We start from the raw sequence: 12,846 nt of genomic DNA, 5'->3' as shown, positions 1-12,846 counted from the left end.
GCCTGATACGCTGGGGATAAAAATTGGCACAGCAGCCCAACTCTTACCAGCTAGCACCTGAGGAGGTCACGATGAAGGAATCTACCGCTGCTCAACCCACTGCGGCAAAGTCTACAGAGGTTACGCCCAAAGACATCCGGTTATTGGTTTTGGATATTGATGGCACGATCGCCGGAACCTCAAATCAAGTTCGTGAACCTGTTAAGCAAGCTATTCGAGCCGCTCAAGCCAAAGGTGTGAAGGTGGCGATCGCCACAGGTCGAATGCTTTGTTCGGCGGTACGCTTTCATCAAGCTGTTGGCTCCGACTTGCCTCTACTGGCCTATCAAGGAGCCTTGATTAAAGATGTCGTGACTCAACAAGTTCATCGCCATTGGCCTGTGTCGAAGGAAACTGCTCATCGCCTGTTAGATTATTTCGAACAGCCAGAACTGCGATCGCTGCTATCGGTGCATTTCTATATCAATGACCAGCTCTACGTTCGGGAACTGACGCCAGAGACCAAGATTTATGCGGAGCGATCGGAAGTGGAGCCGATTGTGGTGGGGGACTTACGCCGAGCCTTGAGCGATGAACCGACTAAGGTATTGGCTCTGAGCGATGACACAGACGTAATTGAGCGATTATTTGGTGGTCTGCGCCAGCATTACACTCCCGCAGAACTCTACTTGACCAAATCTGTCGCCACCTTCTTTGAAGCCACCAATCCTTTAGTGAATAAAGGAGTCGCTGTAAGGCACCTAGCCGAAGAAATCCTGGGCCTCCAAGCCGAGAATGTCATGACTGTGGGCGACAACTTTAATGATGTAGAAATGCTGGAATACGCTGGAATTGGTGTGGCGATGGGAGATGCACCCAATGACGTAAAAGCGATCGCTGATTGGGTTGCTCCCAGCGTAGAGTTGGATGGAGCCGCCGCTGCGATTGAAGAGTTTGTACTGTAATTCGGGTTTATAAAAGCTGGTTTGGGTGATTTTGGTTTAAAAGTCAGAAAGGGCACCGACGACTGGCCGTGTTTCGTCTCGGTGCCCTGACTGGTTCGCTCCTCACACAAGAATTAATATAACTGACTGACACAGCTTTGTCACCCCTTCTTCAAATAAATTTCATAAGATACAACGTTAGATAGCTCCAATATGGGAGTTCTGTGATAAGGGATTTGAAGCTAGAGCGATTTCACGTCAGGGGTTCTAGCCAAACTTCTTCCTCCCAGCAGCGATTAATTTCTATAACTCGGTAGGTGCCATGAGACCTAAAAAATCACGGAGTATTCCCTGTAGCATCAGTTGAGTGGCCAACACTAAACCAAGTCGCGCTTGCACCAAAGCTGGATCTCGTTGCTGGACCTCTCCCCAAAGCCGACAAGCGGCATAGAAATCGAGGAAGGCTTGGGCCAAAGCTGAGACTAATCTCTCCACCTTGGCTTGCCACCCTAAAGGCGGTGACTGAGCGATCGCTGCACTTGTGATCAGATCTAACAATTGATCCGCTGTGTCTATCAAGGCAAAAACTAAACTTTGTTCGGAAGCGTGAGTTAAGCGCAACTCACCTGCGGCACTCAGCCAAGGAATCGGTTGCGGAGCGATCGCACTCGGTAGATTCTGGTCCGTGTTGGTCAAATCTCCAGTCATGCCATGTCTACCCGCTAAGCGTAGCAAAGCAGCACAGCGAGCGTGCGCATACTGAACTGTAAATAGGTCAAAAACCTGACCCCTAGAGAAATCTGATGAGTTCGGCAATGCGTGCTCTGGCGTGAATCCTAGCGGGAAGCCTTGAGAAACTAAATCGTACTCCTGTTCTAGTAGAGGCACGTAGGCTTGGGTTAAGCACTGCAACCAAGCCGCTAAACCAGAGGTGGCGAGTTCAAAAGATAGCCAACCCGGTGGATCTACTTTTACCGTAAAATTTCGGAGAATCACTTCCTTGATTCCCAGCCCTGAGCAATCTGATCCCTCCTGAGCGATCGCCCCTTGAGAAAACCCCTCAGCGATTGCACCTGCAAGTTTTAGCCCTGGCTGACGGCAAGGCTTAGCGAGTTGCAAAGCGATCGCAGACCTATACAAAACTGGCAGCGTCCCTTTTACTCGTTGCAGAGAAATCGGTAGATCTATCTCTCCTAGAAGTAGCAATCCTGCTTCTGTCTTTAGGGGTGTTGACAAGCAATCAAGAGGAAAAACATCACTCCGTAGGCAGATTACCTCTTGTAACCGCCTCAGTAACAATAATTGCAGCGCAGGGTAGGTAACGATCGGTAAACTCTTACTCATGTATGGTACGAGGATAACCAGGTTCAACCTTGCTCACTTTAGGCTAACGGGCCAAAAGCTACTGAAACTTTCAAAAATAATGAAAGTCTAGTACATTTAGCTTTCTCCGTGTTTACACACCTGTTTACATAGTTTATGTACGATTTTTAGTACGGGTATGGAAACATTGGAAAAAGCTAGATCTAAGCTAGCGGTATCAAATTGCCTTGGCCTAAGGAGTCGAGTTGAGCTTAACAATCCTTGCCCCCTTATTAAGCTTGCCGTCTTAGATCTATTTTGTTTAGTTTCTAAAAGCCTGGTTTTATGTACTCAGTATCCTCACCTTCAGAAGCATCTCGACCTTTCCTAACCTGGCAGCGCATCTTAGATTGGTCTCAGGAGCACTACCGCTGTCGTGTCTTCAGCAAAGATGAAAAGATTCCAGCTCGCCCTGGCTTACTGTATCTGGTGCAGAAAGGTTCTGTCCGATTAGTTGGCAGCGCCCAAGTTAGTGCGACTAGCAATTCACGCTTGCCTCGCATTAGCCCTGAAGAAGCTTTCTTGGGCTTTGTAGGTGCAGGACAACCCTTTGAAATTGTGGCCCAGTCTCCCTTTACCCTACAAAGTTATGCTCACGTAGACCAAACTTCTGTAGTTTGGATGTACTGGCATGACCTGGACAATTGGCCCCATTTCCGCCGTGAAGTGCTAGATGCCTTCCGCTACCAGCACCAGCGCAAACTACTGTGGTTGAGTACTCTAGGGCAGCGTCGCACCATTGACCGTTTATTAGGATTCCTCACCTTATTAATCGAAGAATTTGGGGAACCTTGCGAGAACGGTTATTTTCTGCCTTGGTCTCTCACCCATGCCCAAATTGGCAGCGCGATCGGTTCCACTCGTGTTACAGTGACACGCTTGATGGGTAAGCTGCGCCAAAAGGGATTGATTTACAATCAGGGCGATAACTTGTTGTGTCTGCCTGCTGATTCTCTAGCAAATCGTTAAAATCGTTGCTTGGCTTGTAAAGCAGAGTCTGCGTTTTGCCCACGCAGGCTCACTTTACAGCGGGTGCTGCATGGTTGCATAGCTCCAGCCCAACAGTAACTGAGATGGCTGTTGCAGCGGTAAGGACAAAATAAACCGTGAACCTTCCCCACAAGCCGATTCTAAGGTGATCGAACCGCCGTGGAGTTCTGCCAACTTACGGGTAATGACAAGACCTAGTCCAGTACCTTGATGCTGCCGAGACAAAGAGCTGTCAATTTGGGAGAAGGGCATAAAGAGTAGAGCTTGGTCCGCTTCGGCAATGCCAATGCCTGTATCCCAGATCAAGAAGTTAATGGTATCTGGAATATTGTCGGATCGCTGCTGGCAAGAGCGGTAAACTTTCAGGCCCACTGCTCCAGTAGGTGTGAATTTCACAGCATTAGTCATTAAGTTAAGCAGCATTTGTTTCAACCGTCTGGGATCAGCCACGATGTATTCCAGTTCTGGCTCAATCTCCATTTCTAAGCGCAGATTTTGGTTTTCGGCTCGCTCTTGAATAAAACTAATGGCACTTTCACAAATATCGTTGATGAAAATGTGCTGTAGTTCGAGTTCTAGGCGATCGGCTTCTAAGCGTGACAAATCTAAAATGTCATTGATCAGATCCAGTAAGTGCTGACCGCTGGTATGAATGCGCTCGATGTAATCTTTTTGCTTAGGATTCACCTGACCGAAAAATTCTTGTAGCAAAACGTTGGAGAAGCCTAAGATTGCTGTCAAAGGGGTTCGTAGTTCATGGCTAGTGGTAGCAATAAATTCTTCTTTGAGGCGAGTCGTTTCGGTCAGTTGATGGTTTTGGGTTTCTAAGAGCTGCCACTGCCTACGAAATTCAGTGATGTCTCGACAAACTCCCACCACTCGTTGAACAATCCCTGCTGGATCGGTGATTGGCGTATAAATGGTTTCAAACAACCTGAAGCCAGAAGGCAGGGATAATTCGTGATCGACAAAAACAGGTTCTCCAGTTTTGAAGGCTTGATGAATGAGGTGATCCAACTCTTGGGCGGAGGAGCCTAGTAACTCTTGGTTCGTTTTACCCAAGATTTCGGGGAGGGAATATCCCAAGAGTGCGATCCCCGCAGGGTTAATGGCGATGTAGCGATGCTCTTGGTCATATTCCACAAAGATGTCAATTGATTTTTCTAGAAACAAGCGGAAATGTTCGGCGCTGGCTCGTTGCTGATGTTCTTGTCGATACAAGTAGGCTTGGCGTAGGGCGATCGCGCACTGATTGGCGACTTGCTCGATCAGCTTGATCTCCGATGGCTCAAAATAGCGTGATTGAGTGTGGTAAACACACAAGGCTCCAATCAAACCTTGGTCGTCGAGGATGGGGCTAACCAGTTGGGCAATCACGGTGGCATTGGCGTCTAAGCGATCTGAGCTAGGGCGATCGCTCCAGATCGGTACAGGTAAGGGTAAATCTGAGAGTGCCGCTAAAGCAACTTCATGCACACAAACATCACCCGCCAAAAGCTTTTGGCGATACTGGGGAGGCCAGCTTTGAATGCTAAAAGATTGACCTACTAAGGACTGAGCAAAGGAGGGTTGGCAGTGCTCAGAGCGTACTTCTAGGGCTTGCTGTTGTGAGTGAAACAGGCTGGCATAGCATCCATCAACCGCTAAAGTTTCTACTAGACCCTCGACAGCAGCTTGCAGCACTTGATCTTCATCTAAGCCTTTGCGGAGGGTTTCTGTGAGGTTGCGAATCAGTTGCTCAAACTGTAGCGATCGCTCTAAGGAGCGGGTGCGTTGGTTGACCCGACCTTCTAGTTCTTGAGCATAGGCTTGCAACTGTTGCAGAAGATTTGCTTGCTCTAAAGCGATCGCGACCTGATCGGCAACGGCTTGGATGAGTTGTTGCTCATCGGCAGTCCAGTTTCTCGGGGCTCGACAGTGGTGGACAACCAGCAAACCCCATAAACTGCGCTTTTGGGGATCTAAGGCCTCTCGAATGTGTTGGATAGAGACGGCAACCATGCTGCGGGTGTGCACCTGCTTCAACATGGTTTGGTGACAGTCTGCCAAAGGTTCTTGCTCAACATTGGCAATGCACCAGAGCTTACCAAGACGATAAGACTCTAAGTGAGGAGGAGGAATACACTCGGCTGGAAAATTCTGCCCTAACATCGGCGGATAGGTTAGGTTGACCGACTCGGCAATACAGGTACCACTCTGGTCGGGCAGCAACTGATAAGCTAAGACCCGATCTGTATCTAGTGCCTCTCGTAGTTGCGCTACAGCTAACTGCAAGATGGCCGAAAAATCAAAAGTTGTCCGAATTTGGGCTGAAATTTTACTCAACAGAGCTTCGCGTTCTCGCCGTTGTTGAATTTCTGCCACTACTTTCTGGCGATCGCTGAGATCTGTGACAAAAATCAGAATATAGCTATCTTCATCTTCCAACTCGCCAACTAAGACCAGTTTTACTTCAGTCCAAATGATAGAGCCGTCCTGGGAAAGAAATCGCTTTTCTAGGGTAATTTCTCGCTGTTGTCCTTGAATTATTTGCTGTAACAAACTGAGTTCTAAGGCCAGGTCGGGGAGATAAGTAATAGTGCGGTAATCTAAGCGCCGCAGTTCAGTTTCGCTATAGCCAATCAAACGGCAAAAAGCAGTGTTAGCCCTCAAGATACCGCCATCTAAACTTTCGTAGAGGATACCAATGGGTGCATGTTGCAGTAATTGATTTAGGCTATCCATCGGCAGCGAGACGGGTTTACGGAACTAAGAGAAATCTGGAGAAAACTCTGATAAGAAAGCTAAGGCAGCATCACGTAGTTACAACGGTCTTCGCGTTTTAAGGAATCGCTGTAGCCATGATAAGAACTTTGAGAAGAGCGGCGATCGCTTGACTATCAACAATCAAGCTAGTTTTTCAGATACCTGAATCAGAAGCTAAATCAGGGTCTAAATTAGATTTATGATCAAACTGAGAACCAAAACTTGTTTGGAGCTGCAAACAAAGATTAAGATTTGAGCTTAATATTAAAAGACTTGCCTTAACATTTGGCACAGAGAAAAAAGAAAACTTAAAGCTACCTTGGTATCAGAACGACTGGTTTTAATATTAGGGAAAGAACGGCCAGAGACATCAGTAGAAAAACGTGTTTTTTCCGCAACCTCATACCAGAACTGTTGTAGATGGAAGCAAAGTTCTGGGTTCTCACCAAATTTTTTGGTTAGGGCAAAAAACTAATTCACGAATTGCTCTAACGCAAACTATTGTAATGGTACAGGCACAAAATCGTATCCAGTTCCCGATCGCTGTCCTGGCACAATCTTAACCAATTGCACAGAGGCGTTGCGATCGCCAGATGGCAAAAAGCGAATGGTTCCAGACGCACCCGTGGTTGAAAAGTCTGAGCTAGACAGTGTTTGCTGAACACCCGCGCGGGTAGGGTTACGCTGCAAACCTGCGATGAGTGCTTGAGTCGCATCATAAGCCAGAGCCGTCCGCCAGTTGACATCCCCACCCCACAGCTGTCGAGATTGGCTAGGAAATTTAGCCGTGGCATCGCCATCAATGTGCCAGGGCACAGATAAGACCATGCCAACCGCAGCATCACCGCCTATCTCTAAAGTTTTAGGCGTATAAACATCGTCGCCGCCCAAAAGACTCAGGCGTTGGCGATTGAGTTGCACCACTTGCAAAGCCCTGTCCAAACTACTCGTGTTCGCTGCCAACATCAGCACCTCAGCATTTTGCTTCAACGCTTGCTCAATGCTCTTAGCAGCACTAAAGCTGGGGTCAGACAAATCAATTTCAGCCATTACTTGTCCACCTCGGGTCAGAACCGAACTGACGAATTCGGACTTAAGCGATTTGCTGTAATTGCTTTGCGAGTTGAAGAAAACCACGGCATTTTGTTTCTGCAACTTCGTCAGCATGTAGTCAGCTAAGGCTCTAGCCGCTACATAATCACTAGGGACAGTGCGAAAAACATAGTGGGGGGAACCTGCTGGCTGGCCGCCTGAAGCTGATAGCTCCACCGAAGTACTGACCGGAGAAATTGCCACCAGCTCTCCATCTGCATACACTGGCTTAGTAGCTAAAGTCACATCGCTAGAGTAATGACCGACCACACCTAAGATTTGCTGGTTTTCAACTAAGTTGGCGGCGAGTCGTTTAGCTGTATCTGGATCGTTATCATCATTAGCGATCGCCACTCTGAGAAAAGCACCATTAATGCCTCCAGCCTGATTGATTTCGCTTTGGGCTTGAGCAACCCCCCGAAAAATTTCTAACGCTCCATTTAAGTCAGTCTTAACGGGAGCAACAACCGCGATCGCATAACTTTTGCGCTGTCCAATCCGAGCATTATTGAGAAAAATCAAAGTCTCTGGATCATTGCGCTGCTCCTGCAAAGCCGCCGTAAAATTAGCAACGGCTTGGTCATAGCTTTCTTGAGCCAAGGCTTTCATGCCTTGTTGTTTGCTAGAGCTAAGCGTCCCACCCGTTAGAGATTGTGCGCCAAAGCTAATTTGCGCTGACCCTGGGACAGACAGATCAGGATTAGCGACCCTGTCACCTTGAGAACCCAACAAAGCCCCGATCCCCGAACCAGGGGTGCGATGCGTCAGCCACCAAGCACCAGCACCCAGAAGACCTAGGGTAATTAGCAACGAGACAGCAAGAACGGTCGTTTCATTTTTGGGGGACATAGCTGCTCAACGAATTCTGACAAAACCTGCTTTGGCGATTAAAGTCTGGCCTTCTTCTGTCAATAAAAAATTAGCGTAAGCTTCGCCTGCTTGCTCCTCAGCTTGACCATTTTGTTGAATAACCACGTACAAACTCCGGGTCAAAGGACAAAAGCGAGACTCCAGAAACCTCTAAGCAGATACATTAGCCCTAAGGTGATTCCGGTAATAATCACCAGATCCACCTTTTCAATCACCCGACGAGCCTGAGCCAACACTAAAGCACTCAGGACTAAGAGCGAAACACCCGCTCCCAGCCAGATTGGTTGCAAAAGGCTGGTTAAGGCGATCGCAATCAGTCCGCCTTCAAACCCTGTAAACGCCGCGCCGCCAATTAACTCCAGGGTGGAGAATTGCGAACGAGCGACAGCAGGGGGGGCAGGTGGAGTGACAGGAACTGGAGCAGGCGGAGGAGGAATTGGGACAGGCGAAGGGGGAGTTACCGCAGCGGGAGAAACAGAAAGGGGCGGGGCAACAGATGGAGTAGGCTTGGGCGCTAGCGCTGCTGTGACTTCGGCCACAGACTGAAAGCGCTGACTAGGTGCCGATAAAAGCATCCGATCCAAAACCGCAGCCAACCGATCGCTCACGGTTACCTGCGATCGCCAATTCCAAGAATTACTATAGGAATCCAAGAGATCGGCGGGTTCTTTTCCAGTTAGTAGGTGAAGGCAAGTGACAGCAAGGGCGTATAAGTCTGTAGCAGGGTAGACCTGGCCACCAGAAGTTTGTTCGGGTGGAGCATATCCGGTGGAGTAGATCCCTGTCGATGTTTTTGCAGCAGCGCCTGCGGCCTTTTTAACTGCGCCAAAATCTAGCAAGTAAATACGGCCATTCCGATGCCGCATGATGTTAGAGGGTTTAATGTCGCGATGAATCGAATGGTTGTCATGCACAAATCGCAAAATCTTCAGCACTTCAACCAAAACTTCCGCCACCTCATCTGGAGAAAGCTGCCCTTTTTGAGCTAGCTCCTCCTCCATAGTTTGGCCGTCAATAAACTCCTGCACCAAGTAGAAAAACTCATCTTGCTTGTTCGCAGTACGGCTCGGCACCGTCAAAGAGAAAAATGCAAACAAGTCGGGAATTTGAGGGTGGTTATTGCCAAGTTGTTCTAAAACTTCTGCCTCACGCTCAAACAGATTTTTAGCAACTTCTATCTGATCAGGATTGAGATCGCCAGAAGGTTGAAATTGCTTTACAACACATTGCCGCATCGCTGGAGTATAGCGATCGCGGGCCAGGAATGCGGCCCCAAAGCCACCTTTACCCAATAGCTTTAGGGGCAAGTAGCGACCAATTAAAATTAAAGACATGCCACAGGTGGTGCAATACTTCTGCGCCACTGTTTTTAAGATTTGAGTGTTATCTAGGTCGGGACATGAGTTTTGCGGTCTGGGACAGCCTGGACGGGTGCAGTAAAGATCCATGAGCTTAGTCAGTCAGGTGATGGCAATTGTGCTAGTCCATACCGCTAGAGCTAGGAACCACAGCTGTCAAAGCGGGTGATTCTAGTAATTCACTATCATGCTGCTTCATCGCCTGAGTCGGATTGCTGAAGCGAGGCAAAACCTCATTGAGAAACGCTTCAGCAGCTTTCGAGCGGTAACGATTGGGGTTGAGAATCACTGAGAGCATCCGCTGGACCACCACTTCATCAATTCTGGCTCGATGCAAGACTCCCATTTGAAGCTCCTTCTCAATGGCGGAAACAGAGACGAAGGCAGCGCCTAAGCCCGACTGCACCGCATTTTTGATTGCTTCAATAGAATTCAGCTCCATCTCAATCTTGAGGCGACGAGTTTCAATCCCGCACCGCGTTAAGACTTGATCAATTACCTTACGAATGGTGGACTGCGAGTCCAGCGCAATAAATTGCAGTTTATAAAGGTCTTCTTTTTGAATCGTGGTAACCCTAGCAAAAGGATGAAACACAGGTAAGATGAGTGCGAGTTCATCTTCAGCGTAGGGAATAATCTCTAATGAGTCCTGTAGTTCGGGAGGAACCTCGCCACCAATGATCGCTAGGTCGATTTGCCCATTTGCTACACTCCAGGACGTACGACGGGTGGAGTGAACGTGCAACTGCACCGAGACATCAGGATACTGCTGCCGAAACAGACCAATCATCCGGGGAAGTAGGTAGGTTCCGGTTGTCTGACTCGCTCCAATAATTAGGGTGCCACCTTGGAGATTTTGCAGATCTTCGATCGCGCGACAGGTTTCTTGACATAAAGTTAAGATCTTTTCCCCATAACTGAGGAGTAGGTGACCTGCTTCAGTCAGTTGTGCCCGGCGGCCACCGCGATCGAACAACGGCACGTCGAGTTGCCGCTCTAGATTCTGTACTTGCAAACTGACAGCAGGTTGGGAGACATATAAGCTGTCAGCGGCTCGCTTAAAACTTCCCTCAGCGGCGATCGCTTTGAGAATACGGAGTTGATCCAAGGTAAAAGGAAGGTCAGACATAACGGCTAAACCTGCGAAAAAGGAGCCTAGTAGCACCAAGTCAATGAACAGAAATTAACAGAATTTACAGAATTTAGGGAAATGTGAAATTTGGGATAGTGGGTGCATGTATTGTATGGATTCTAGGATGATGCTAGTTAGGCAATCGAAAACCAAATTTCCTCCCCACACTACTTTGTGGCATAAGTTGAACCGAATCCATTGCAGCGAAATCGAAAATAAATGAAACTTAGCGTTTAGAGCACCTATGAAGCGGGAGGTTGTCCGGGACTTTCTGAATTTACCAGGAATTGCGGGTGTTGCCCTAATGGATGGGCGATCGCGCCCTTACTTTTGCGGTGTCGATCAAACGTTGAACTTTCAACAAAAAGAAGCACTCGCTCAAGGAATTCGGCAAGTTGTTGAAACGACCCCAGATGGATTTGAATCATTCGTGTTTCAATTCACGGGGCACCAAGTTTACATTTATAAACTTGATCACGGCATTATCTTGCTCGTTTTAGCACGAGCGCAGTTAGTTTATGCCGACTATTCAGAAGCGATCGTTAACCTCAAAGCCGCTTTGCAAGAAGACATCACCACGGCGATCGCGACCTTCCGGCTATTGGCCAGTGATGTCACAATATCAGGCCACAACTACTGGAAGCAGCGGATAGACGGCAATCCCACCAGCACCCTCGACTCCACCTTAGCGACAGGCTCTCATGCCTTTAGGAGCGGTTCCTCTGCTCTTACCAACCCCACATCCTCCGACGCGGAGCCAACTGCCACCCCCAATGGAGCGCAGATCTCTCCTGCCCCATCCCAAGCAAACCCTGCTGTCAAAGTAGAATCACCTGCACCAACAGCGTCCCCTCCTGAACCCAAGCCCACGCCGCCACCGCCATCAGAAGTGGATGCTTCGGTGGATCTCAAAGAACTACTAGCAACGCTCAACCACCTCAGCCATTTCACCACTCAGTATCTGGGTACGGCAGTGATCACTAACTATTGGAAATCGAGCCGCCCCGATCTCGACTGGCTGCACAACTTCCAGGTTGACCGTTCTGCGCACCTCAACTTCTCGAGTCCGTTAGCTCAAGGCACCAACCAACTCATTACGGCTGAGCAGCAGCAGTGGATTCAGCAATGGGTGATGGCCTTTATCAAGCGGTGCTCGCAAGTCATTCGGGATTTCCCGACCATCGTAGAACAAAGAGCCCTCAACGATCGCCAAAAACAAATCTTATTACAGCAATCTCCATAAGTTTTTCTACAGCATTCAGTGTTAAAAATATGGCCAAAATTGTCAGACTAGAACCGATCGCTCAACAAACCTCTGTTGAAACCAACGGTAGTCTGCTCTCCATTCTGATTAACAAAGACTTAGACGTACTCAAAGAGTGTGGTGGTCGTGGCATGTGTGCCACCTGTCACGTTTATGTGAGTCAGGGGATGGACTCCCTCTCCGCTATGAATCGCCGGGAGCAGCGGACTCTAGAAATCATTACTACCTGTAAACCCAACTCGCGCCTCGCTTGTCAATCGCGGGTTTTGGGCAATGGTGTGGTAGTAGAACTGCCACCTGGTATGTATATTAATTCGCTACAAGATATTGAGGCGTTAATTGGGCGACGTGCCGAGCAAGATTTACTCCACCCGATTACAGGCCAAGTGCTGGTTGAAGTCGGAAAATTGATTACTCGTTCGATGCTGAAACAACTAGAAGACACGAGTTTCAAAGTCGGGGAATATTTCCCTCATACCACTGATGTTTAAGAGCAATTAACTACATGCTGAGTCAAATACAATATTTGAGCCAAATCGTAGATGGTCGTTATGCCACCGATGAAGAGCTACAGTTCTTCAGTGACTATCTCCAGTCTTTTAATCTCCGACAAAGTGCTTATGCCAGACTCCAAGTGGCTGAGGCTACCATTGTCCAACAGGTGCAAGCTAAGATGCGATCGCTCGACCCAACTTTGTTGCAGAATGGCGCTGAAGATGTAACTGGGAAATGGCGGCGAGATACCCTCCGAGTCTTGCGCTATTCCGCGATCGCCATGCTACTCAATGACGCCGATTGGCTACGCGATCGCCTGCTGTACTGGATGCAAACGGTGATGAAAGCGTTTGGAGCCGAACGGAGTTGTGATGTCACCTACCAACTCATGCAAGATGTGGTGCGGCAGCACTTAACTCCGGCGGAAGCTCGTTTGTTTTGTCCCATCCTAGAGTTAAATCGCGCTTTACTAGGAGGATCTGCGGATTCCTAGTAGTCAGTCAATTATTAGTTGACGGGTAAAGTCGATGCAGTTTTATCCTGGCATCTGCGGTCGTAAATCGCCAATCAATCCAGGTCTTCTCTTGATTGCGCTCCTCTTGCCAAGCTTCTACT

10 protein-coding genes are annotated in these 12,846 nt (G+C 48.4%); 5 read left to right on the top strand and 5 right to left on the bottom strand.

Features of this window, described 5'->3' with window-relative positions:
• Nucleotides 1-71: 71 nt before the first annotated feature.
• Nucleotides 72-944, top strand: coding sequence for a Cof-type HAD-IIB family hydrolase (locus KME12_16600; protein MBW4489408.1), 873 nt, complete (start codon nucleotides 72-74; stop codon nucleotides 942-944).
• 282 nt (nucleotides 945-1,226) lie between these two features.
• Here KME12_16600 and KME12_16595 read toward each other — a convergent pair whose 3' ends face one another.
• On the bottom strand, nucleotides 1,227-2,159 hold the full coding sequence (locus tag KME12_16595) for a hypothetical protein (GenBank protein MBW4489407.1): 933 nt from the start codon (nucleotides 2,157-2,159) through the stop codon (nucleotides 1,227-1,229).
• Nucleotides 2,160-2,570: 411 nt separating this feature from the next.
• On the opposite strand from KME12_16595, the gene KME12_16590 reads away from it, so the two are divergent.
• Nucleotides 2,571-3,254, top strand: a complete 684-nt coding sequence (locus KME12_16590; protein ID MBW4489406.1) for a Crp/Fnr family transcriptional regulator — start codon at nucleotides 2,571-2,573, stop codon at nucleotides 3,252-3,254.
• A 54-nt stretch (nucleotides 3,255-3,308) separates the two neighbouring features.
• Here KME12_16590 and KME12_16585 read toward each other — a convergent pair whose 3' ends face one another.
• From KME12_16585 to KME12_16570, 4 genes are all read right to left on the bottom strand, one after another.
• Nucleotides 3,309-5,999, bottom strand: a complete 2,691-nt coding sequence (locus KME12_16585) for a PAS domain S-box protein (protein MBW4489405.1) — start codon at nucleotides 5,997-5,999, stop codon at nucleotides 3,309-3,311.
• A gap of 519 nt (nucleotides 6,000-6,518) precedes the next feature.
• Nucleotides 6,519-7,961 carry an ABC transporter substrate-binding protein gene (locus KME12_16580; GenBank protein ID MBW4489404.1) on the bottom strand — a complete coding sequence of 481 codons (1,443 nt, stop codon included), beginning with the start codon at nucleotides 7,959-7,961 and terminating at the stop codon, nucleotides 6,519-6,521.
• A 140-nt stretch (nucleotides 7,962-8,101) separates the two neighbouring features.
• A complete protein-coding gene (locus KME12_16575) occupies nucleotides 8,102-9,430 on the bottom strand; it encodes a serine/threonine protein kinase (GenBank protein MBW4489403.1) in 1,329 nt (442 codons plus the stop codon).
• A 31-nt stretch (nucleotides 9,431-9,461) separates the two neighbouring features.
• Entirely contained in the window at nucleotides 9,462-10,469 is a 1,008-nt protein-coding gene (locus tag KME12_16570; protein MBW4489402.1) for a LysR family transcriptional regulator, read from the bottom strand.
• A 247-nt stretch (nucleotides 10,470-10,716) separates the two neighbouring features.
• Between KME12_16570 and KME12_16565 the strand changes: the two genes are divergently transcribed.
• Genes KME12_16565 through KME12_16555 form a run of 3 tightly spaced genes read left to right on the top strand, consistent with a single transcriptional unit; the run spans nucleotide 10,717 to nucleotide 12,724 of the window.
• On the top strand, nucleotides 10,717-11,715 hold the full coding sequence (locus KME12_16565; protein MBW4489401.1) for a hypothetical protein: 999 nt from the start codon (nucleotides 10,717-10,719) through the stop codon (nucleotides 11,713-11,715).
• 29 nt (nucleotides 11,716-11,744) lie between these two features.
• Nucleotides 11,745-12,227 (top strand): 2Fe-2S iron-sulfur cluster binding domain-containing protein, encoded by a 483-nt coding sequence (locus KME12_16560; GenBank protein MBW4489400.1) that lies wholly within the window; start codon nucleotides 11,745-11,747, stop codon nucleotides 12,225-12,227.
• Between the two features lie 14 nt (nucleotides 12,228-12,241).
• Entirely contained in the window at nucleotides 12,242-12,724 is a 483-nt protein-coding gene (locus tag KME12_16555; GenBank protein ID MBW4489399.1) for a phycobilisome protein, read from the top strand.
• Nucleotides 12,725-12,846 lie beyond the last annotated feature (122 nt).

The sequence above is a fragment of the Trichocoleus desertorum ATA4-8-CV12 genome (assembly GCA_019358975.1).
GTDB classification, from domain to species: Bacteria; Cyanobacteriota; Cyanobacteriia; order FACHB-46; family FACHB-46; genus Trichocoleus; species Trichocoleus desertorum_A.
This window is presented reverse-complemented; position numbering and strand designations above follow the sequence as displayed.

Excerpts from the sequence above, each read along its gene's own strand:
- KME12_16600 (MBW4489408.1), top strand. The coding sequence starts at position 72 with ATGAAGGAATCTACCGCTGCTCAACCCACTGCGGCAAAGTCTACAGAG.
- KME12_16590 (MBW4489406.1), top strand. The coding sequence starts at position 2,571 with ATGTACTCAGTATCCTCACCTTCAGAAGCATCTCGACCTTTCCTAACC.
- KME12_16580 (MBW4489404.1), bottom strand. The coding sequence starts at position 7,961 with ATGTCCCCCAAAAATGAAACGACCGTTCTTGCTGTCTCGTTGCTAATT.
- KME12_16570 (MBW4489402.1), bottom strand. The coding sequence starts at position 10,469 with ATGTCTGACCTTCCTTTTACCTTGGATCAACTCCGTATTCTCAAAGCG.
- KME12_16565 (MBW4489401.1), top strand. The coding sequence starts at position 10,717 with ATGAAGCGGGAGGTTGTCCGGGACTTTCTGAATTTACCAGGAATTGCG.
- KME12_16555 (MBW4489399.1), top strand. The coding sequence starts at position 12,242 with ATGCTGAGTCAAATACAATATTTGAGCCAAATCGTAGATGGTCGTTAT.
- KME12_16575 (MBW4489403.1), bottom strand. The coding sequence starts at position 9,430 with ATGGATCTTTACTGCACCCGTCCAGGCTGTCCCAGACCGCAAAACTCA.
- KME12_16560 (MBW4489400.1), top strand. The coding sequence starts at position 11,745 with ATGGCCAAAATTGTCAGACTAGAACCGATCGCTCAACAAACCTCTGTT.
- KME12_16585 (MBW4489405.1), bottom strand. The coding sequence starts at position 5,999 with ATGGATAGCCTAAATCAATTACTGCAACATGCACCCATTGGTATCCTC.